Here is a 21,153-nt window from a genome sequence, read left to right on the forward strand (position 1 = left end):
CCTTTCCTGGGAGGCGGTCAGAGTGTTCCGAACGCTTCGAGCGGGAAAGGGGGTTGGGCCAGCGGGCGGACCGCCATGCGCATCAGGATGAGCTGGTTGTCGTCGGTGCGGACCGGGTTCGAGGTCAGTTCGTCGCAGCGCACGCAGCGGTGGATCACCCTCCAGTCACCGGTGCGGAGCACGGCGATGGCGATCGGGGACATCCGGCCCTCGCAGTCGCTCGGGCCGCCCTCGACGTGGTCGAGAACGTGCCGGGAATGCAGGCAGGAGGGGCAGTGGTTGCGCGGCGCGCCGTCGGCGGCGTACGCGGACACGGTCAGCCCGCACCAGGCGCAGGCGAAGGTGCTGAGGTTGAGAGTGTTGTTGTTGGTGGTGTGGCTGGACACCCGGGTGCTCCTTGCTGGGAAGTGATCGAGACAGCAAGAGCAGGCCGAGTGGCCTCGTCAGAAGGCAGCCCGATGGCGCCGCAGGTCGGCGCACGGACAGGTCAGAGCACCGGAGGACACGTCCGGCAGCCGCCAGTGGAAGCGAGCGGCGAAAGGCGGCGGACGGTCACGCGGTGTGGCGAGGCGCACTCGGCGCGAGCCGGGTCATCAAAACACCCTCTTCTGGGGCGCAGGGGCCCATAACGAATCAGAACGATCAGTTGAGGTTAACAGGGCACCTTCCGGCGGCGTCAACGCATTATTCCGCCCGTGCGGGGCTCAGGCGCGGTGTGCGGGGCGGGCCGCGGCCCAGGCCGCCTCGATCATCGGGAAGATCTCGTCGAGGGCGGCCTCGGGATCGGGGGCCTCGCGGGACAGCGAGTAGGCGTCGATCACGAACCTCGCGAGGGTGCGGGCGGCGGTTTCGCTCCGGGTGAGGGTGGCGTCGGCGGCGATGGCCGTGGCCAGGGCCTCCGCGTGGCGCAGGCGGACCGATTCGTCGTACTTCCGCAGGGCGGGGGACCCGTCGATCATGCGCCAGATCGGGGCCGCGCTGTCCGCGGTGCAGTGCCGGACCAGGGCCAGGATCTCGCGGCGCAGAGCGGGGATCAGCGGCTCGTGCGGGGCCCGGTCGGTGACCGCCCGCGTGAGGCGGTGCTCGAAGTCCTCGTCCTGCTCGAAGACCAGGGCCTCTTTCGAGGCGAAGTGGGAGAAGAGCGTGGTGACGGCCACGTCGGCCTCGGCGGCCACGTCACGGATGCCCACCGCGTCGTACCCGCGTTCCAGGAAGAGCCGCAGCGCGGTGTCGGCGATCTTCTGGCGGGTCGCGGCCTTTTTGCGCTCGCGGCGGCCCGACTGCTGCACGGTCATGACGCGAAGGCTAGCAGGTAGGAAACAGTAACCGTTATGAAAAGCTATCCGGTAGTGCTACGTTCGGCGGCATGAGGAAAGTGAGCTTCGCCGAGTTCGGCGGTCCGGACGTTCTGCAACTGGTCGACGCCGAGGAGCCCCACGCGGGGCCTGGTCGGATACGCATCGCCGTACGGGCGGCGGGCGTGAATCCCGTCGACTGGCGGGTCAGGGAAGGGCAGGTGCTGGGGGCCCATCCGGTCGAGTTGCCCTCCGGGGTCGGGCTGGACGCCGCCGGTGTGGTGGACGAGGTGGGCGAGGGGGTCACCGGGGTCGAGGTCGGGGACCGGGTGTTCGGCGAGGGCGCCGACACCTACGCCGAGTTCGCCGTGCTCGGGGCCTGGGCGCGGATGCCGGAGGGGCTGAGCTTCGAAGAGGCGGCCGGGTACCCCTCCGTGGTGGAGACCGCGCTGCGCGTCATTCGGGAGGTCGGTGTGCTCCCCGGGCAGACGCTGCTGGTCAGCGGGGCTTCGGGGGGAGTCGGGTCGGCGGTGCTGCAGATCGCCCGCGAGCGCGGTGTCACGGTGATCGGTACGGCCGGTGCCGCCAACCAGGAGTACCTGCGCGACCTCGGTGCCGTCGCCACGACGTACGGCGAGGGCTGGGTCGAGCGGGTGCGGCGGCTCGGCGATGTCGACGCCGCTCTCGACCTGGCCGGTTCGGGTGTGATCCGGGAGTTGGTCGAGCTGACCGGGAGTCCGGAGCGGGTCGTCAGCATCGCCGATCTGGGGGCGCCCGAGTTCGGCGTCCGGTTCTCCGGTGTGGCCGGAAGCGTGCCGGCGGCGCTCACCGAGGCCGTCGACCTGATCTCTCGCGGGAAGCTCCACATCCCGGTCGAGAAGTCGTACTCACTCGCCGAGGCCGCGTCGGCGCACATCGACAGCCAGGCCGGTCATACGCGCGGGCGCCGGGTCCTCGTGATCTGAGCCTGCCCGAAGCGCAGCGCGGTGTCCGGTCCCGCGGGCCCGGCCGCCTGCCTCACCGAAACGCACTTCGCCACCGGAGCCCGGCCCCGGTGGCGAAGTACGTGATCGTGGTGTGCGGAGAGCGGCGTCAGTCGTCGCCGAGCTTCGAACCCAGGGTGACCTCGGCGGTGTGCTGCTTGCCGCCGCGCTGGTAGGTGACGGTGACCTCGTCGCCGGGCTTGTGGGTCCAGATCTCGCCGATCAGGGTCGGGCCACTGTCGATCACCCGGTCGTCGAGCTTGGTGATGACGTCACCGGGCTTGAGGCCGGCGTCGTCGGCGGGGCCGCCCTTCTCGACCGGGTCGGAGCCGCCCACGCCCTGCTCGGTGAGCTTGGCGCCGTTCGTCGTCTCCTCCAGGGAGACGGAGGCGCCGATCTTCGCGTACACCGGCTTGCCGTTCTTGATCAGCTGCTGGGCGACGAACTTCGCCTGGTTGACCGGGATCGCGAAGCCCAGGCCGATGGAGCCGGCCTGGCCGGTGCCGAAGCCGCCGTTGCCGGTCGACTGGATCGCGGAGTTGATGCCGATGACGTTGCCCTGCGCGTCCAGCAGCGGGCCGCCGGAGTTGCCCGGGTTGATCGACGCGTCGGTCTGCAGGGCGCTCATGTAGGACGCCTTGCTGTCCGCGCTGCCGTCGCTGGAGGCCACGGGGCGGTTCTTGGCGCTGATGATGCCGGTGGTCACGGTGTTGGACAGGCCGAAGGGCGCGCCGATGGCGATTGTCGAGTCGCCGACGGCCACCTTGTCGGAGTCGCCGAGGGGGAGCGGGTTCAGGTCCGAGGGGGCGTTCTCGAGTTTGATGACCGCGACGTCGTAGCCCTGGGCGTGGCCGACCACCTCGGCGTCGTACTTCTTGCCGTCGGGGAAGGTCGCGCTGAGCTTGCCGCCGTCGACCGCCTCCGCCACCACGTGGTTGTTGGTGACGATGTGGCCTTCCTTGTCGAAGACGAAGCCGGTGCCGGTGCCGCCCTCGCCGTTGCTCCCCTCGGCCTGGATGGTGACCGTGCTGGGCAGCGCCTTGGCCGCCACGCCGGCGACGGTGCCCGCCTCACGCTTGACCGAGCCGCCGGTGTCGGAGGCAGAGACCGTGGTGGAGCCGCCCTCGTCGTTGTTCCTGGCCAGGGTGTAGCCGAGGCCGCCGCCCAGGCCGCCCGCGACCAGCGCGGCGATCAGGACACCGGCGAGCACACCACCACGTCCGCGGCCCGGCTTCGGTGCGGGCTGCTGGTACGAGGCGCCCCAGCCACCCGCGCCCCAGCCGCCGGCCCCTTCACCGGGGCCTTCGCCGAAGCCGTTGCCGTTACCGGTGCCGTGGCCGTTACCGGTGCCGTGGCCAATGCCGGCGCCGGTGCCGGTGCCTGTGCCGTTGTCGCTGGGGAAGCTGCCGCCGTAGCCGTTGTCTCCGCCCGCGCCGTACGTCGGGGTCGGCGTCGGGGTGGCGGCCGACTGCGCCGGGGTGCCGGGCGGCTGGGGCGGGGGCCACGAGGCGTCGGGAGCCGTGGAGCCGTCGGACGCCGGGTCCGGGGCCTGGGCGGGGGAGCCGCCGGGGCCTCGGGGGTGGCCGCCGGGGGCTGCTGCGGCGCGGGGGGCTGGGCGGAGGCAGCGGGAGCATCCACCGGCACGGGAGGTGCGGACGGGGCGGGGGGTACCGCGGTGCCCTCGTTCTCGGTGCTCACAGCTTTTCTCCTCGTTCCACGGCTGTTTGTCGCTCACCCTGGTCGCGCTCAGCCACGCTCACGCGCTGCTCCACGGTCCGGCGCGATGCGGATGTGCTGGTGATTTTGTATGCCATCAGCTTTTCCCACGGGCCGTCAGAGCACCATAAGCGGTTGCTGTGGGTCCCCGACCGTCCTTTACATAGGTCATCAAAGACTAAACGGACACGTTGCCCTTTCCGCCGATGGCACGTCTACCCGCCCGCGGTGGCACCATGACGCGGTGACCCACGCACGACAGCACCGGATTCAGGTCGTCGCCCACCGCGGTGCCTCCGAGGAGGCGCCCGAGCACACCCTGGCCGCGTACCGGAAGGCGATCGAGGACGGGGCGGACGCCCTGGAGTGCGATGTGCGCCTGACCGCCGACGGCCACCTCGTCTGCGTCCACGACTGGCGCGTCAACCGTACGTCGAACGGCCGCGGCGCGGTGTCCGCGCTGGAGCTCGCCGACCTCGCCGCCCTGGACTTCGGCGCCCGCCGGACCCGGGAGTTCTGGCGCACCCGCGACGAGCAGCCCGACTGGGAGCACCGGCCCGAGGACCGGGAGGAGACCTCCGTCCTGACCCTGGAGCGCCTGCTGCAACTGGTCGCCGACGCGGGTCGGCGCGTGGAGCTGGCCATCGAGACCAAGCACCCGACCCGCTGGGCGGGGCAGGTGGAGGAGCGGCTGCTGCTGCTCCTGAAGCGGTTCGGACTCGACGCCCCGGACTCGGCCGAGGACTCCCCGGTGCGGGTGATGAGCTTCTCGGCGCGGTCGCTGCACCGGGTGCGGGCCGCGTCGCCGACGCTCCCGACGGTCTATCTGATGCAGTTCGTCTCGCCCCGGCTGCGCGACGGGCGGCTGCCCGCGGGTGTCCGGATCGCGGGCCCCTCGATGCGGATCGTGCGCAATCACCCGGCCTACATCGAGCGCCTGAAGCGGGCCGGCCACCAGGTGCACGTATGGACGGTGAACGAGACCGCGGACGTGGATCTCTGCTCCGACCTGGGCGTGGACGCCATCATCACCAACCGGCCGCGCGCGGTCCTGGACCACCTCGGCCGCTGATTCGTCCACGGCTCTTGACCCGGCGGCCCCGCTGCCCCATTCTCCGGTCTCGGCCACACCGACCAGATCCAGCCAAGTGACTACAGGGAGTGCTCCGGCGCGTTCGGTACGTGTTCGACCGTGTCGAATGCGTCACCGTGCGGGGTTCGGCCGGTTTCCGGCTCAGGGCGATGGGGCATCCACACCGTGGCGTGGGGCGAAGGAGGTCTCGGGGGTGGCGTTGGTGGTGGCACAGGAAGTGCCCACGTCGTCGAGCATGGCCGTGCCCCATGGCCCTGCGGGCGTGGGGGAAGCGAGACACCGCATGCGTGATCAGTTGCGCAGGGGTGGCGTGGCGGAATCGGTCATCGACGACGCCGTACTGGTCCTTTCCGAGCTGTTGAGCAATGCGTGCAAGCACGGTCGCCCGCTGGGCGACGCCCTGGCCGGGGACGGCGACGTCCGGGCCGCGTGGCAGGTGGACGCGGGCGGCCGACTGCTGGTGGAGGTCACGGACGGCGGCGGCCCGACCCGCCCGGCTCCGGCGACCCCCTCGGTCACCGCGCACGGCGGCCGCGGGCTGAACATCATCACGGCGCTGGCCGACGACTGGGGCGTACGGGACGACGCCCGCGGGGAAGTCACGGTCTGGGTCGTCGTCCACGACGACGTGCACGACCCCGACGCCGGGCACCGGCGCGACGACTTCGCCGCCCGCATCTCGGCACCGGCGGTGTCGGAGATCCCCGGCCTGGACTTCGCCGACGCCTTCGACGACTTGGGGTGACCGGCCTCCGGACGGGACGACCGGGGGTGACCGGCCTCCCGACGGGACGACCCCGGGTTGACCGGCCTCCCGACGAGCGACCCTGGGGTGACCCGGCCTCCCGACGGGACGACCCTGGGGCGACCGGCCCCCCGGCGACCGGTGGGCCCACCCGCCGCTCGACGACCGAGGACGACCCGCCATACGACGGCCAAGGGCGACGGCTGCCCAGGAGCCCGAGCGGTCCGGCCGTTGGACGGCCCGAGCCCACCCGCCGTACGGCGACCCGGGCTGGCCCGCCTCACGACAACCGGCCCCCTCCCGATGGCCGGAGCCGACCCACCGTGCGGCGACCAGGGCCCGCCCTCTTCTCCACGGCCGAGGCCGGCCCGCCCCTCGGCGGCCGGATCCGACCCGTCGTCCGACGGGCCCGGGTCGTCCCGTTCGACGGTCCGGCCGACCCCTTCGACGCCCCGGGCCGGCCCGGCGGCCCGCGTTCCGTGTGGGGCGGGGCGAGTTGTCCACAGGCGGCCCGTCGTCCACAGGGTCCCGTCGGCCGGTGTGGGAACGGCTAGGCTCGCGCCCGTACGAGTAGAGCCGTAACCGGGAGACACCCACGATGGCCAAGAAGCGACCCCAGACCAAGGCCAAGCGGCCCCAGCTCGACGATGCCGAGGTCCCGGTCGTCGGTGCCCGCGAGCCCTGCCCCTGCGGCAGCGGCCGCCGGTACAAGGCCTGTCACGGCCGGACCGCCGCGCAGGCCACGACCGCGCTGGTGCAGCGCCCGTTCGAGGGGCTGGCCGGTGAGTGCGACTGGGTGGCGCTGCGGGAGCTGGTGCCGGCGGCCACGGTCGAGCTGACCCTGCGGGACGGGCTGCCCGAGGGCGTGCCCTCCGTCACGCTGGCCACGGTGCTGCCGATGGCCTGGCCCGCGCTGCGCCGCGACGACGGCTCGGTCCTGCTCGGCCTGCAGAACGACACGGCGTCCGGCGACATCAGCCGCGACCTCGCCGACACCCTCGCGCGTGCGCTGACCGCCGACCCGGGCACCCCGGTGCAGGGTCGCCGCGCGCCGGCCGACGGTCCGCGACTGCAGGACCTGCTCGCGCCCGAGGGTGCCTTCGAGCCAGAGGTGCACTCGGGCTTCGAGTTCTGGGTGCCGGACCCGGAGAACGCCACGCCGGACGTCACCGCCTCCCTGGAGCGGGCCAACGCCGCGGCCATCCCGACCGTCCGGCTGCAAGGGGTCGACGCCGCCTACTGGTGCGAGACCCCGGACAAGAACCACCTGCGCTGGGTCATGCCGCACGAGGAGGAGCGGCTTCTGGACGCTCTGGCCCGGCTGCACGCGGCGGGCCGGTCGTCCCTCGGCGAGGGCACCCGCCTGGTCGGCTCCTTCCGCGCCCACGGTCTTACGGTGCCGGTGTGGGACCTGCCGAGCGAGGTCACCGCGCAGGACATCGAGAAGCCGGCCGCGGAGTTCGCCGAGCGGCTCGCCGAAGCGCTGGCCACGGATGCTCCGCTCACGCACGACGAGCGCCGGGCACGCGGCGGACTGACCAACCGACAGGTCACGCTCAGCTGACGCACAGCCGCACCGCCCGCCTCCGGCTGACCGACCGGTCAGCCGGAGCGGCGGTCCGTGGACGGTGACACCGGTCACAACTCCCGGTGAAGACAGGCCAGTCGGTGACCGGAAAACAGGAGATCGAATTTGCTAACCGCCGATCTCTTGTTACCGTTCCAGTAGCCCGGTTGCTGGTGCATCCCCCGTCGCCAGCAACCGGGTCTTTTCATGCCCCCGGTCGCACACGCGCCGCAATCGCCGGTCAACTCCCCGTTCCCGCAGGGTGGTTGCTCCCACCCTCCGCACCGCTCCCGGCACGCAGCAGCAGCGGCCCGTAACCGGCCCGGCGCGCGAACTCCGCGACCGCGGAGTACCCCGCCAACCCGCCGCGGCCCGCGCCGCCGGTGCTCTCCGGCGGCGTCTCGCAGGTGCCCGGCTCGTCCTCGGCGCCCACCGCGCAGCGCATCCGCACGCTGCGCCCGTCGGGCCCCATGAGGCTCAGCACGCTCTCGAGCGGGCCGCCGGTGGCGTTGCGGTAGTAGGTCCGCGCCCAGGTCTCCGCACCCCGGGCCAGGACACAGGTCTGCGCCTCGACGCCTGCGGGGGAGGTGAGTTCGGGGCCGCAGCGCGCGGCCAGCGCCGGGCCGGGCGGCAGCGGCGAACGGGCGGGGGCGGCCCCCTCCGTGGCCGGGACCGCGGACGCCTTGCCGTCACCGCCCCGGGCGAGGAGCGGGACCGTCACCGCGGACTCCCCGTCCGTGTCGTCGCCGGGAGGCCCCGCGGACGCCACCGCGAACGGCAGTACGACCGCGCACACCACGATCCCCGCGAGCCCGTACAGACGGATCCGCCGTCGGTCCGGCCCACCGCGGCACGTCCCGGCGCGCTGCGGTCCGACGGCGCGGTGCTCCCCTGCATGAAGCGGCATGGGGCGGACGATAACGACCGAGGGCGGGCGCGGACCCGGCGCGCGCCGGGCACCCCTACAACTCGGGCGCGCTCACACCCGTACGAGTGAGGGCGTCGACCACCGCGTCCACCACGGCCTCCACGTCGGGCACCCAGGGCGAGGCGGAGCCGGGCAGCGGCGCCCGCTCCCAGCGGACGGTGCCGGTGCCGGTCTCGGACGGGGGCAGCGCGAGGTAGCCGCCCTCGCCGTGGAAGCGCAGGGAGCCGGGGACGAAGTCCTTGGCGTAGAGCAGCTCCCCCAGCTGCTCCATGGAGTAGGGCTTCACCAGCAGCGCCCAGCGCGCGGGCGAGGCGACGACCGGGCCGAGCCGGAGCCCGGCGCGGTCGAGCGCGGCGAGGGCGTGGGCGGCCGAGCAGGGCGGGCAGGGAGACTGCGCACGGGGCGCCGCCCCCGGTGGCCAGCACGATCGGCGCGGCCGGCCGGTTGGCCCACCACCAGCGCACCATGCGCGCGTCGGTGGTCGCCGCGAGGAGGCCGGGGTCGAAGGGATGAGCGCCCGGCACCGGGCACTCGGGGTCGGGGCAGCCGCAGCGCGACCGCGACCGCGGGTCCGCCACCGCGCCCGGGAGTACGGGCCACTGCCATTGTGTCGCGTAGGTCAGGGCCGCGCCGATCAGCTCAGGCTGCCCGTCGTCGTGCTGGGACAGGAGCCTGCGTCGCCTTCCGAGGATCTCGCGCATGAGCGCTCGTTCCTTTCCGTTGCACGCCTGGCAACACCGTGGTCACTTCACACCATGTGTCGATCACTTCGCTGTGCGTTGCTGGTGGCGCATCACACCCCTGCCGAGGGGCGCTCCCACGAGGAACACCTCCGCCAAGGGCAAGGGAAACCCCTGTGGGTCGAGCACGGTCGAGCACTGACTTCGTCCGTGACGGTACCGGCCACCGCGTCTGGCAGAAGCAAGGGCGTGGCGCGGGGGTGGCGAAGTCTGGCGTTTTGCCGTCGCGCGTATTTCTCTTCGCCTCCGCCACGGGAGGATGGGGCACGGTCGTCGGTGGATAGGACGCCCGGGTCCGTCGCCGGGTTCCAGGTGGCCCCCAACCACCCCCGGCCTTCTCCGAGTACGTACCCATCACGACCGCTGTGACGCTCCGTGAAGCACCCCCAGTCGACCGCAACAAGGCGTCCTCCGGGGCAGTTTCAAGCCAATTTCGCTTTTCCGCAAGGGGTCGAGAAGGAGGCCGCTCACACCTCATGGACACCAGGAATCCCGGCAGGACAATGCTGGACATCCCCTTACGAGTGCGTGTACATGTGGAGACACTGCTGGCGGCGCAGAATGACATGGGGGTTTGCGATGCTTTTGAGCAGTAAGCGCCGGTCGGGAGGCCGGACGCCATGAACGCCCCGCACCCTGCGAAAGTGGCCGGAATCGATTCAACGGTCCCGTCCCCCGCACACACTGTCGCGCCCGCCGCCGCGGGCACCTCCCCGGCGGCCGAGTCCCGCCCGGCGGACGCCGCAGCCGTCACGGACGCCTCGGGCACCCCTTGTGCCCCAGGTGCCCTGCTCCAGGACCGGCTCGCCGGCTGGGTCTCGGACCTCACGACCCTGCACGAACTGACCGAACGCCTGGTCCGCACGGGCACCCTCGCCGACGGCCTCCAGGAAGTGCTGCGCGCCGGATCCGCCCTGGTCGGCGCCCGCCGCGGGCTCGTCGTGCTGGAACCGGCCGACGGCCTCGGCCCCTACACCACCGTCGGCCTCGGACTCGCCCGCGCCGATCTCGGCCACATCGAGACCGTGCCCCGAAGTGCCCTGCCCCACGGGCGGATTCTGGACGGACCGCCCCTCGCCGAGGACGGCATCGCCGAACCCGACCTGCTCGCCGAGAAGACCCTCGACCCCCGCCACCGCGAGGTCGCCGCCCGCCTCGGCTACGCCGCCAGCTACGCCCTCCCCCTGTCCGCCGAGGGCACCCCGCGCCTCGGCGCCGCCGTCTGGCTCTACGACGAGCCCGCCGAACCGGGAGAACGGCAGCGTCACCTCGCCGGCCTGTACGTCCGCTACGCCGCCCCGCACCTGGCACGCCTCCTGGAGGTCGAGCGCACCCGCACGTCCATGGCGACGATGGCCGAGGAACTGCTGCCCTCCCGGCTGCCCCGGGTGCCCGGCGTGCAGCTCGCCGCCCGGCACCGCACCGGTCCGACCGGCGGAGGCGACTGGTACGACGCGCTGCCGCTGCCCGACGCGGCGCTCGGCCTCTCCGTCGGGTCCGTCACCGGGTCGGGGCCCAGCGCGGTCGCGGCGATGGGCCGGCTGCGCGCCTCGCTGCGGGCGTACGCCGTGATGGAGGGCGAGGACCCGGTCGCCGTCCTGTCCGACCTGGAGCTGCTGCTGCGGCTCACCGAGCCGGCCCGCTCGGCCACCGCGCTGTTCGGCTACTGCGAGCCCGCGCTGCGCCGGATCACCCTGGCCGGCGCCGGGCACAGCCCGCCCCTGCTGATCGGGGAGCGGCGCACCGAGTTCGTCGAGACCTCCCTCTCCGCGCCGCTCGGCATGCTCGCCTGCTGGGAGGCGCCCAGCGTGGAGCTCCAGACCGAACCCGGAGAGACGGTTCTGCTCTACACCGACGGGCTGCTGCACCGCACCGGCGACCCGGCCGACCGCGCCTTCGCCCGGCTGCACGCCGCGGCGGCCGGCGTCTCCCGGGCCGCCCGGCAGGACCCGGACGCGGTCGTCGAGCACGTGCTGCGCACGGTGCTGCCCGACGGGAAGGCGGAGGCGGACTCCGAGGAGGACGTCGTCCTGCTGGCCGTCAGGTTCGAATAGCGGACACTGACGCCCCGCATGCCGCGCATAACGGACGGTAGCGCACGGGGCGTAACAGGTCCTTCGGCCCTGGGCCCCCTTCCGTACGACCGTACGATGGGGGGTGGTCCAGTGCCGTATCGAGGAGGATGACCGTGGCGGAGGAGCTCACACCGGAGAATCCGGCGATCCCGGAGACCCCGGAGGAGACCGAGGAGCCCATCAAGCAGCGCAAGAACGGCCTGTACCCGGGCGTGTCCGACGAGCTGGCCGAGAACATGAAGTCCGGCTGGGCCGACACCGAGCTGCACGGCCTGGAGCCCATCGCCCAGGCCGCCGAGACCGCCGCCCGCCGCGCCGCCCTGTCCGCCCGCTTCCCCGGCGAGCGCCTGGTGATCCCCGCGGGCAACCTGAAGACCCGCTCCAACGACACGGAGTACTCCTTCCGCGCCTCGGTCGAGTACGCGTACCTGACCGGCAACCAGACCGAGGACGGCGTCCTGGTCCTGGAGCCCGAGGGCGACGGCCACACCGCGACGATCTACCTGCTGCCGCGCTCGGACCGGGAGAACGGCGAGTTCTGGCTGGACGGGCAGGGCGAGCTGTGGGTCGGCCGCCGCCACTCCCTGGCCGAGGCCGGAGAGCTGTACGGGATCCCCGCCTCCGACGTCCGGGAGCTGGCCGACAGCCTGCGCGAGGCCACCGGCCCCGTGCGTGTCGTGCGCGGCTTCGACGCCGGGATCGAGGCGGCCCTGACCGACAAGGTCACCGCCGAGCGGGACGAGGAGCTGCGCGTCTTCCTGTCCGAGGCCCGACTGGTCAAGGACGAGTTCGAGATCGGTGAGCTGCAGAAGGCCGTCGACTCCACCGTGCGCGGCTTCGAGGACGTCGTGAAGGTCCTCGACCGGGCCGAGGCGACCAGCGAGCGCTACATCGAGGGCACCTTCTTCCTCCGCGCACGCGTGGAGGGCAATGACATCGGCTACGGCTCCATCTGCGCCGCGGGCCCGCACGCCTGCACCCTGCACTGGGTCCGCAACGACGGCCCGGTCCGCTCCGGCGACCTGCTGCTGCTCGACGCGGGCGTGGAGACGCACACGTACTACACCGCCGACGTGACGCGCACGCTGCCGATCAGCGGCACGTACAGCGAGCTGCAGAAGAAGATCTACGACGCCGTGTACGACGCCCAGGAGGCCGGCATCGCGGCGGTGAAGCCGGGCGCCAAGTACCGCGACTTCCACGACGCGTCCCAGCGCGTGCTGGCCGAGCGGCTCGTCGAGTGGGGCCTGGTCGAGGGCCCCGTCGAGCGCGTCCTCGAGCTGGGCCTGCAGCGCCGCTGGACGCTGCACGGCACCGGCCACATGCTCGGCATGGACGTCCACGACTGCGCCGCCGCGCGCGTCGAGTCGTACGTCGACGGCACGCTGGAGCCCGGCATGGTGCTCACCGTCGAGCCGGGCCTGTACTTCCAGGCCGACGACCTGACCGTGCCCGAGGAGTACCGGGGCATCGGCGTGCGCATCGAGGACGACATCCTCGTCACCGCCGACGGCAACCGGAACCTGTCCGCCGGGCTGCCGCGCCGGTCGGACGAGGTCGAGGAGTGGATGGCAGCGCTGAAGGGCTGACCGGCGCCCACCGTACGACGGCCGGGCACCCGCGCGGGTGCCCGGCCGTCGGTGTGTCCGGGCCCTGCCGTCACACCGCCACCAGCGGGGCGTTCTCGCGCCACTTGAGGACCTTGTCGAAGCTCACGACGGCACCGGTCCGCCCCGGCGCACTGCCGATGTGGACGTGGTCGGCGAGCTCCCGGATGAGGCACAGGCCGCGACCGCTCTCCGCCTCCGGGGACGCCGGGCGACTCGCACCGTGCGGCCCGCCCGGGGCGGGGGCGGGAAAACCGGGGCCCGCGTCGGCGACCTCGATCCGGCACCGCTCGCCGTCCAGGTAGGCCGTGACCCGGTACGCCTCGCCGGGGCCGCCGGAGCCGTCGTCCCCGCCGTGCTCGACGGCGTTCGCGCAGGCCTCGCTCAGGGCGACGGAGAGGTCGAAGGAGATGTCCGGGTCCACGCCCGCGGTCTCCATGGTGCCGATCAGCAGGCGGCGGGCCAGGGGCACGCTCGCAGCCTCGCGCCGCAAATGGAGTGACCACCAGATGCTCATGCTCCAGCCTCCCGGCCGCGGCTCGACATACCGATACGTATTGCCCCTTACGGCGTGGCGTAAGCCCGCCGCACCCGTGACACCGCTCATCTGGCGGATGCGTCGCCGCCGCCGACCGGTGTATGCGGGGAGGCTCGGAACAGAATGTGACCTTCCGCGCCTGTCCCCGCTTTCCGGTCGTACGGCACCTTGCGGACCTGCCGTACGGCGTGCGGGTCGTGAGTGCGATGATGAGCCCGCCATGACTGCCCCCCACCCGCCAACGGCGCGCTCCGGGAACGATCTCCGGATCCTGCGGGCCGCGGTGTTCGCCGCGGTCTGCGTCGTGCTGGCCGCGGCGGGGCACACCCTCGCCTCCTGTGCCACCGTTCCGCTGTGGTCGCTGGGCGCGGGGTTCCTCGGGGTGGTCCTGGTCGCCGCGCCGCTCGCCGGCCGCCGGCGCTCGCTGCCCGGCATCGCGGTACTGCTCACCGTCGGACAGACCGCGCTGCACACCCTGTTCGGCCTGGGCCAGCACGGCACCGCCGCGGCCACTGCCGCCACTGCGTCCGGTACGGCCGCCGGGTCCGGCGGCGGGGCGGGCGCGCTGTCCGACGCCTCCCTGGTCCAGCAGGCCGCACGGCTGGTCTGCGGGACCACCGCGGCGGCCATCAGCCCGACCCAGGCGCAGCGGATCCTCACCGACGCGCGGATCACGCCGGACGTCCACACGGGCGCGGGCGCGGCGCAGCATTCCGCCGACGCCCTGTCCAGCGCGGGGGCCTCCGCCGCACTGCTGCCGTCCCTGCCGATGCTGCTCGTCCACGTCCTCGCCGCCCTGGCCGCCGGCTGGCTGCTGCGGCGCGGCGACCTGGCCGTGGCCCGGCTCGTCGAACTGTCGGCGCACTCGGCCCAGTCCATGGCCGAAGCGGCCTTCGTACGCGCCCTGCGCGCGGCACTGTCCCTGGTGCGCGCCCTGCACGCAGGCCTGGCCGGCGCCCCCGGCACGGGTCCGCGTCCGCCGCGTCCCGGACTGTGGGTGCCGCCCCGGCCCCGCACCACCGCGCTCCAGCACACCGTCATCAGGCGCGGCCCGCCGAGTGACGCGTTCGCCCTCGCCGCCTGACACGACGCGACCGCCGTCCCGCTTCGGGAGGGGCCGCCGTCGTGCGGCACGCGCGCGTGCGCGCATTCCTCCCGTCACCCGGCACCGGCCCAGCACCGGTGTCCCCACGAAGCGGAGTACCCCTTCCATGAAGGCTTCCCGTATCGCCGCCGTCGGCGCCGTGTCCGGCATCGCCGTCCTCGCCCTGTCCGCCCCCGCCTTCGCGCACGTCGGCGTGCAGCCGGAGGGCGTGGCCGCCAAGGGCGGCTACGCGGTCGTCGACTTCAAGGTCCCCAACGAGCGCGACAACGCCTCCACCACCAAGCTGGAGGTCAACTTCCCCACCGACCACCCGCTGGCGTCCGTCATGCCGCAGCCGGTCCCCGGCTGGAAGGCCGAGGTCACCAAGGCCAAGCCGGCCAAGCCACTGGAGTCGCACGGCAAGCAGATCACCGAGGTCGTCACCAAGGTGACCTGGACCGCCGACGGCAAGGGTGTCGAGCCGGGCTACTTCCAGAAGTTCCCGGTCTCCATCGGCGCGCTGCCCGAGGACGCCGACCAGCTGGTGTTCAAGGCGATCCAGACGTACTCCAACAAGGAGGTCGTGCGCTGGATCGAGGTGCCGCAGGAGGGCCAGGACGAGCCCGACACCCCGGCTCCCGTGCTCAAGCTGTCCGCCGCCGAGGACGACGCCCACGGCGCGTCGGGCTCCTCGGACGCCAAGGCCGAGGACACCGGGGCGGACGCGCAGAACACCGCCGCCGACGCCTCGTCGTCGGACTCCGGCTCCGGTGACGGCAGTGACACCACCGCCCGGGTCCTCGGCATCGTCGGCATCGTCGTCGGTGCCGCGGGCGTCGCGTACGGCGTGCTGGCCGGCCGGCGGCGCAACTCCGGCGCGGCGGCCTAACAGCGCCGTGCCGGTGCGTCGGCGGGACCTCGCCGGCGCATCATCTCGTCCGGTGCGCGCCGGACTCCGTCCGTCGGTCCTCCGACGGGCCCCGGCGCGCACCGGAGCACCTCACATCTGGGACATTTTTCTATGCGCAAGAAGACGTTCGCCACGGCCGCCCTGCTCGCCGCCGCCTGCCTGACGCTGTCCGCCTGCGGCAGCGGCGCCGACAGCGACAAGCCCGTGACCGTGGTCTCCGAGGACAACAGCCAGCAGGCCGCCACCGTCCTCGACAAGCCGTTCGAGAAGCCCGACCTGGTCCTCACCGACACCCAGGGCAAGAAGTACGACCTCCGCGAGCAGACCGCCGGCAAGCCCACCCTGATCTACTTCGGCTACACCCACTGCCCCGACGTCTGCCCGCTGACCATGAACAACATCGCCGTGGCCAAGAAGCAGCTCTCCCAGGCGGAGCAGGACAAGCTCCGCGTTGTGTTCGTCAGCACCGACCCGGAGCGCGACACCCCGGCCGCGCTCGGCAAGTGGCTCAAGGGCATCGACCCGCAGATCGTCGGCCTCACCGGCGAGTTCGACACCATCCAGGCCGGCGCCCGCACGCTCGGCATCTCGATCGACCCGCCGACCAAGGACAAGGACGGCAAGATCGTCTCGACCCACGGCACCCAGGTCGTCGCCTTCTCCCCGAAGTCCGACGCGGGCTACGTCCTGTACGGCGAGGACGCCACGGTCGACGACTACACCAAGGACCTCCCCAAGCTCATCAAGGGGGAGAACCCGTGAGGCGGCCCGCGGGAGGTCCCGTGAGGCGGCCCGCGGGAGGTCCCGTGAAGCGGCCCGCGGGAGGTCCCGTGGGGCGGCGCCCCGCACTCGCCGCCGTAGCGGTGATCGGCGCCCTCGCACTCGCGGGGTGCGGCGGCTCGGACTCCGGCGCCGACTCCGCGTCCTCCGGCGCCGAACTCTCGGTCGACGCCGCCTACATACCGCAGCCGGTGTCCGACTCGATGGCGGCCGGGTTCCTCACGATCACCAACGAGGGCGACTCGGCCGACGAACTGACCTCCGTCACCAGCGAGGCCGGCGAGGTCACCGTGCACGAGACCGTCGACGGGACCATGAAGGAGGTCGACCGCCTCGAGGTCCCCGCGCACGGTCAACTCGTGTTCAAGAGCGGCGGGAACCACCTGATGTTCGAGAAGCTGAAGCAACAGCCGAAGCAGGGACAGTCCGTCGCCGTCGAACTGCACTTCGCCCACGCCGACCCCGTCACGGTCAAGCTGCCCGTGAAGGCGGCCACCTACCAGCCCGCCACCGGACACTCCGGGCACTCCGAAGACTCCGGACACTGAGGGAGGGACCACCTTGACGCAGACCATCGCCCCGCGCCTGCGGACCCTGGTGCTGCTGCTCGTGGCCGCGGCCTGCGCGCTGCTGGCCGGCGCCGGACCGGCCTCCGCACACGCCGCGCTGACCGGCAGCGACCCCCGGGAGGGGGCGGTGGTCGACACGGCTCCGGCCCAGGTGTCGCTCACCTTCTCCGAGTCGGTCTCCACGGACGACGACTCACTGCGCGTCCTCGATCCCAAGGGCAAGCGCGTCGACGACGGCAAGCCGTCCGGCACGGGCGGCACCACGTACTCCGTGAAACTGCACGCCGGGCTGCCCGACGGCACGTACACCGTGACCTACCAGGTCGTCTCCGCCGACAGCCACCCGGTCGCCGGCGCCTACACCTTCTCCGTCGGCGCCCCCTCCGAGACCTCGGTCACCGTCTCCGGGCCGTCGGCCGGCGGCGGCTTCGTCGGCGGGTTGTACGGCGTCGGACGGTACGTGTCGTACACCGGGTTCGCGGTCCTGGTGGGCGGCGCGGCCTTCGTCCTCGCCTGCTGGCCGCGCGGCTCCGGGGTGCGCGTCCTGCAGCGGGTCGTCGTCTCCGGGTGGCTCGCGCTGACCGCCGCCACCCTCCTGCTCCTCCTGCTGCGCGGCTCGTACACCGGTTCCGGGAAGTTCGCCGACGTCTTCGACCTCAACCTGCTCGGCGAGGTGCTGCAGACCAAGCCCGGCGCCGCGCTGGTCTCCCGGCTGCTGCTGCTCGCGGCGGCCGCGCTGTTCATCGCCGTGCTCTTCGGCGCGTACGACAAACGGGAGGACGAGGAGAAGCGGGACCTCACCTTCGGGCTCGCGGTCGGCGGGAGCGTCGTGGCGGCGGGCCTCGCGGCGACCTGGGCGATGTCCGAACACGCCTCCGTCGGCCTCCAGGCCGGGCTCGCCATGCCGGTCGACGTCGTCCACCTGATCGCCGTCGCCACCTGGCTCGGCGGGCTCACCGCGCTGCTCGTCGCCCTGTACCGCGCTCCGGCGGACACACCGGTGCCCGCCCTCGCCGTACGCCGGTTCTCGCGCGTCGCCTTCGGCAGCGTGATCGCGCTGGTGGTGACCGGCACCTACCAGTCCTGGCGCCAGCTCGGCTCCTGGACGGCCTTCACCGACACCCGGTACGGGCAGCTGCTCCTGGTGAAGATCGGGCTCGTCGCCGTACTCGTCGGCGTCGCCTACTTCTCGCGGCGGTGGACGGCACAGCTGGCGGAGGCGGCACCCGCCGTCGCTGGGGCTGCGGCTGCACGGCGCGCGGAGAAGGGGGCCGGGAAGGCGGGCACGAAGGCGGGCACGAAAGCGTCCGGAAACGCGTCCGCGAAGGCGGGCACGAAGGCGCCCGGGAACGCGAAGGTCGCCCAGAAGGAGTCCGGCACCGCGAAGGCGTCCGGCACCACGAAAGGCTCCGGCACCGCGAAGGGCTCAGGCGGCTCCCAGCGTGCCGCACAGCTCGCCCGGCAGCGCGCGGCCGTGGACGCCGCCCGGCAGAAGCGGCAACGGGACGCCGATCCGAACCGCTTCGGACTGCGCCGCTCCGTGCTCGCCGAGGCGGGCATCGCGGTCGTCCTGCTGGTGGTGACCACCGTCCTGACCCAGACCGAGCCGGGCCGCACCGAGGAGGAGGCCAAGGCCGCCGGCGGGTCCTCCGCGGCCGCCTCCGCGCCCTCCACCGGCGCGGTGACCCTGGACATGCCCTTCGACACCGGCGCCCAGAACGGCAAGGGAGTCGTACGGGTCGAACTCGACCCCGCCCGGGTCGGCGCCAACGACATGCACCTCTACGTCGAGCGCCCGGACGGGACCGCCTTCGACATTCCCGAGGTGAAGGTGGCCCTCACCCAGAAGGCCAAGGACATCGGGCCGCTGCCCGTCGCCCCCGACCACATCACCACCGGCCACTGGTCGGCGAGCGGAGTGCAGATCCCGATGGCCGGAGACTGGGAAGTCGCCCTCACCGTGCGGACCTCCGACATCGACCAGGTCACCATCTCCAAGAACACGCAGATCGGCTGAACCGCACCATGCCCGACCAGTCCATTCCGCAGACCCGGGACCCCGAGGCGACCCGCGGGACGCCCGGACCGCTCGACTCCGACAGCCCCGGGGCAGTCACCGCCCCGGAGGGCGTATCGCGCCGGCGGCTGCTGGGCACCGCCGGTGCCACCGGGCTCGTCCTCGGCGCGGCGGGCGCCGCCGCGGGATACGCCGCCGCACCCTCGTCCGCCGCCACCCCCCTCACCTCGCTCGGCAGCGAGCGGGCAATGTTTCACGGGAAACATCAGCCCGGCATCACCACTCCCATGCAGGCCCGCGGGCACCTCGTCGCCTTCGACCTCACGGCGGGCGCCGGGCGCAAGGAGGCCGCCGCGCTGCTGCGCCGCTGGTCCGACACGGCCCGGCGGCTGATGGCGGGCGAGCCGGCCGGCAGCCGTGACACGGACGTGGCCCGGGACGCCGGGCCCTCCTCGCTGACGGTCACCTTCGGGCTCGGGCACAGCTTCTTCGGCCGGACCGGGCTGGAGAAGCAGCGCCCGGTCGCGCTCGACCCGCTCCCCGACTTCTCCTCCGACCACCTCGACAAGAACCGCAGCAACGGCGATCTGTGGGTGCAGATCGGCGCCGACGACGCGCTGGTGGCCTTTCACGCCCTGCGCGCGATCCAGCGGGACGCCGGGGCCGCCGCCCGGGTCCGCTGGCAGATGAACGGCTTCAACCGTTCCCCCGGCGCCACCGCCCACCCCATGACCGCCCGCAACCTCATGGGCCAGATCGACGGCACCCGCAACCCGAAGCCCGGCGAGGCCGACTTCGACCGGCGGATCTTCGTCCCCGAGGAGCCCGAGGCCGGGAAGGGCGGTCCGGCCTGGATGGCGAACGGCTCCTACGTCGTCGTACGCCGCATCCGCATGCTCCTCGACGACTGGGAGGAACTGTCGGTAAAGGCGCAGGAGGAGGTCATCGGGCGCCGGAAGTCCGACGGGGCACCGCTGTCCGGAGGGAGCGGGGCCACCGAGTCGACGGAGATGGACCTGGAGAAGACGGACGGGTCCGGAGAACTCGTCGTTCCGATCAACGCCCACGCCCGGATCACCCGCCCCGACCAGAACGGCGGCGCGGCGATGGTCCGCCGGCCCTTCTCGTACCACGACGGCTTCGACGCCGACGGTGTCCCGGACGCCGGGCTGCTCTTCGTCTGCTGGCAGGCCGATCCGCTGCGGGGTTTCGTGCCCGTGCAGCGCAAGCTGGACCGGGGCGACGCGCTGTCGCAGTTCATCCGGCACGAGGCGAGCGGCCTGTTCGCGGTGCCGGGCGGGGCGGCGGAGGGAGAGTACGTGGGTCAGCGGCTGCTGGAGGGGTGAATCCGGGGGCGCGTCACCCCGCGGAGGGGCTTGTGCGAGACGCGTGAGCCGGGTGTCCCGGGGCCCATTAGGGTGAGGACATGCCAGCCAGTTACGCGTATCTCGGCCCTGAAGGCACCTTCACCGAAGTCGCCCTGCGCACGCTCCCGGAGACGGCGACCCGGGAACTGGTCCCGTACGTCTCCGTGCAGTCCGCGCTCGACGCGGTGCGCACCGGCGAGGCCGAGGCCGCGTTCGTGCCGATCGAGAACTCCGTCGAGGGCGGCATCACCACCACCCTCGACGAGCTGGTCGCCGGCCAGCCGCTGATGATCTACCGCGAGGTGCTGCTGTCCATCACCTTCGCGCTGCTGGTCCGGCCCGGCACCAAGCTGTCGGACATCAAGACGGTCACCGCCCACCCGGCCGCACAGCCCCAGGTCCGCAACTGGATCAAGGCGCACCTCCCGGACGTCGCCTGGGAGTCGGCCGCCTCCAACGCGGACGGTGCCCGACTGGTGCAGGAGGGGCGGTACGACGCCGCCTTCGCCGGTGAGTTCGCCGCGGAGCGCTACGGTCTCGAGGTGCTGGAGGCCGACATCCACGACGCGGAGAACGCCCAGACGCGCTTCGTGCTGGTGGGCCGCCCGGCCCGGCCCGCGGCGCCGACCGGGGCGGACAAGACGTCCGTCGTGCTCTGGCAGCGCGACGACCACCCCGGCGGCCTGCGCGATCTGCTGGGCGAGTTCGCCACCCGGGGCGTCAACCTGATGCTGCTGCAGTCCCGGCCCACCGGTGCGGGTATCGGCAACTACTGCTTCTGCATCGACGCCGAGGGGCACATCTCCGACCGGCGGGTGGCCGACGCCTTGATGGGCCTGAAGCGGTCCTGCCTCCAGGTGCGCTATCTGGGTTCGTATCCGCGTGCGGAGGTCACGCCCGCCGATGTGGACGCTCTGCGCCCGGGCACCTCGGACGAGGCGTTCGCGGCGGCGGCGGACTGGGTGGCGCGCTGCCAGGACGGCCGGTTCTGACCGTCGGGCCTATCTGCTGATTTTCGTTGTCCACAGAAGTTATCCACAGGTCCGCTTCTCGACCTGGGGACAAGTCGACAACGAAGGGGCATTCAGTCGACATATCCGCCTACGGCCCCCCGCTTCGCCCACAGGGGCCCAGGTCAC

At 72.7% G+C, this 21,153-nt stretch carries 18 protein-coding genes and 1 pseudogene; 13 read left to right on the plus strand and 6 right to left on the minus strand.

Features of this window, described 5'->3' with window-relative positions; all coding sequences use genetic code 11:
* Positions 1 to 17 precede the first annotated feature (17 nt).
* Complete coding sequence (locus tag Sru02f_RS37640; protein ID WP_109029096.1) at positions 18 to 386, minus strand: RNHCP domain-containing protein; 369 nt, start codon at positions 384 to 386, stop codon at positions 18 to 20.
* A gap of 318 nt (positions 387 to 704) precedes the next feature.
* The gene (locus Sru02f_RS37645) at positions 705 to 1,295 is read right to left on the minus strand and encodes a TetR/AcrR family transcriptional regulator (protein ID WP_109029097.1); all 591 of its coding nucleotides are present in this window, start codon (positions 1,293 to 1,295) and stop codon (positions 705 to 707) included.
* A gap of 71 nt (positions 1,296 to 1,366) precedes the next feature.
* Between Sru02f_RS37645 and Sru02f_RS37650 the strand changes: the two genes are divergently transcribed.
* Complete coding sequence (locus Sru02f_RS37650) at positions 1,367 to 2,260, plus strand: NADP-dependent oxidoreductase (RefSeq protein ID WP_167469265.1); 894 nt, start codon at positions 1,367 to 1,369, stop codon at positions 2,258 to 2,260.
* A 127-nt stretch (positions 2,261 to 2,387) separates the two neighbouring features.
* Here the strand turns inward: Sru02f_RS37650 and Sru02f_RS37655 are convergent, their stop codons facing one another.
* Positions 2,388 to 4,013: a S1C family serine protease gene (locus Sru02f_RS37655; RefSeq protein ID WP_373103702.1), complete on the minus strand. Its 1,626-nt coding sequence runs from the start codon at positions 4,011 to 4,013 to the stop codon at positions 2,388 to 2,390.
* Positions 4,014 to 4,238: 225 nt separating this feature from the next.
* Here Sru02f_RS37655 and Sru02f_RS37660 point away from each other — a divergent pair, with 225 nt between their 5' ends.
* The 3 genes from Sru02f_RS37660 (at position 4,239) to Sru02f_RS37670 (ending at position 7,396) form a co-directional block, all read left to right on the plus strand.
* Positions 4,239 to 5,066, plus strand: coding sequence for a glycerophosphodiester phosphodiesterase (locus Sru02f_RS37660; RefSeq protein ID WP_003974967.1), 828 nt, complete (start codon positions 4,239 to 4,241; stop codon positions 5,064 to 5,066).
* A 127-nt stretch (positions 5,067 to 5,193) separates the two neighbouring features.
* The gene (locus tag Sru02f_RS37665) at positions 5,194 to 5,832 is read left to right on the plus strand and encodes an ATP-binding protein (RefSeq protein ID WP_003974968.1); all 639 of its coding nucleotides are present in this window, start codon (positions 5,194 to 5,196) and stop codon (positions 5,830 to 5,832) included.
* Positions 5,833 to 6,430: 598 nt separating this feature from the next.
* On the plus strand, positions 6,431 to 7,396 hold the full coding sequence (locus Sru02f_RS37670; RefSeq protein ID WP_003974969.1) for a DUF5926 family protein: 966 nt from the start codon (positions 6,431 to 6,433) through the stop codon (positions 7,394 to 7,396).
* A gap of 244 nt (positions 7,397 to 7,640) precedes the next feature.
* Here Sru02f_RS37670 and Sru02f_RS37675 read toward each other — a convergent pair whose 3' ends face one another.
* Positions 7,641 to 8,306 carry a hypothetical protein gene (locus Sru02f_RS37675; protein WP_109029100.1) on the minus strand — a complete coding sequence of 222 codons (666 nt, stop codon included), beginning with the start codon at positions 8,304 to 8,306 and terminating at the stop codon, positions 7,641 to 7,643.
* Between the two features lie 55 nt (positions 8,307 to 8,361).
* Positions 8,362 to 9,028, minus strand: a pseudogene (locus Sru02f_RS37680) (bifunctional DNA primase/polymerase).
* Positions 9,029 to 9,687: 659 nt separating this feature from the next.
* Between Sru02f_RS37680 and Sru02f_RS37685 the strand changes: the two are divergent.
* Together Sru02f_RS37685 and Sru02f_RS37690 are read left to right on the plus strand one after the other, a co-directional pair.
* Positions 9,688 to 11,121 carry a PP2C family protein-serine/threonine phosphatase gene (locus tag Sru02f_RS37685; RefSeq protein WP_109029102.1) on the plus strand — a complete coding sequence of 478 codons (1,434 nt, stop codon included), beginning with the start codon at positions 9,688 to 9,690 and terminating at the stop codon, positions 11,119 to 11,121.
* A gap of 134 nt (positions 11,122 to 11,255) precedes the next feature.
* On the plus strand, positions 11,256 to 12,731 hold the full coding sequence (locus tag Sru02f_RS37690; protein ID WP_109029501.1) for an aminopeptidase P family protein: 1,476 nt from the start codon (positions 11,256 to 11,258) through the stop codon (positions 12,729 to 12,731).
* A 70-nt stretch (positions 12,732 to 12,801) separates the two neighbouring features.
* On the opposite strand, the gene Sru02f_RS37695 is transcribed toward Sru02f_RS37690, so the two are convergent.
* Positions 12,802 to 13,266: an ATP-binding protein gene (locus Sru02f_RS37695; protein ID WP_109029103.1), complete on the minus strand. Its 465-nt coding sequence runs from the start codon at positions 13,264 to 13,266 to the stop codon at positions 12,802 to 12,804.
* Between the two features lie 241 nt (positions 13,267 to 13,507).
* On the opposite strand from Sru02f_RS37695, the gene Sru02f_RS37700 reads away from it, so the two are divergent.
* The 7 genes from Sru02f_RS37700 (at position 13,508) to pheA (ending at position 21,006) form a co-directional block, all read left to right on the plus strand.
* The gene (locus Sru02f_RS37700) at positions 13,508 to 14,371 is read left to right on the plus strand and encodes a hypothetical protein (protein WP_109029104.1); all 864 of its coding nucleotides are present in this window, start codon (positions 13,508 to 13,510) and stop codon (positions 14,369 to 14,371) included.
* Between the two features lie 127 nt (positions 14,372 to 14,498).
* On the plus strand, positions 14,499 to 15,260 hold the full coding sequence (locus Sru02f_RS37705; RefSeq protein ID WP_109029105.1) for a YcnI family copper-binding membrane protein: 762 nt from the start codon (positions 14,499 to 14,501) through the stop codon (positions 15,258 to 15,260).
* Positions 15,261 to 15,392: 132 nt separating this feature from the next.
* On the plus strand, positions 15,393 to 16,043 hold the full coding sequence (locus Sru02f_RS37710) for an SCO family protein (protein WP_003974978.1): 651 nt from the start codon (positions 15,393 to 15,395) through the stop codon (positions 16,041 to 16,043).
* Between the two features lie 68 nt (positions 16,044 to 16,111).
* Positions 16,112 to 16,609, plus strand: a complete 498-nt coding sequence (locus Sru02f_RS37715) for a copper chaperone PCu(A)C (protein ID WP_244941719.1) — start codon at positions 16,112 to 16,114, stop codon at positions 16,607 to 16,609.
* Between the two features lie 13 nt (positions 16,610 to 16,622).
* Positions 16,623 to 18,647 (plus strand): copper resistance CopC/CopD family protein, encoded by a 2,025-nt coding sequence (locus Sru02f_RS37720; RefSeq protein WP_109029107.1) that lies wholly within the window; start codon positions 16,623 to 16,625, stop codon positions 18,645 to 18,647.
* Positions 18,648 to 18,655: 8 nt separating this feature from the next.
* Positions 18,656 to 19,993 (plus strand): iron uptake transporter deferrochelatase/peroxidase subunit, encoded by a 1,338-nt coding sequence (gene efeB, locus Sru02f_RS37725; protein ID WP_109029108.1) that lies wholly within the window; start codon positions 18,656 to 18,658, stop codon positions 19,991 to 19,993.
* Between the two features lie 80 nt (positions 19,994 to 20,073).
* Complete coding sequence (gene pheA, locus Sru02f_RS37730) at positions 20,074 to 21,006, plus strand: prephenate dehydratase (RefSeq protein WP_109029109.1); 933 nt, start codon at positions 20,074 to 20,076, stop codon at positions 21,004 to 21,006.
* Positions 21,007 to 21,153: the final 147 nt, after the last annotated feature.

It is taken from the genome of Streptomyces rubrogriseus (genome assembly GCF_027947575.1).
GTDB lineage: Bacteria > Actinomycetota > Actinomycetes > Streptomycetales > Streptomycetaceae > Streptomyces > Streptomyces rubrogriseus.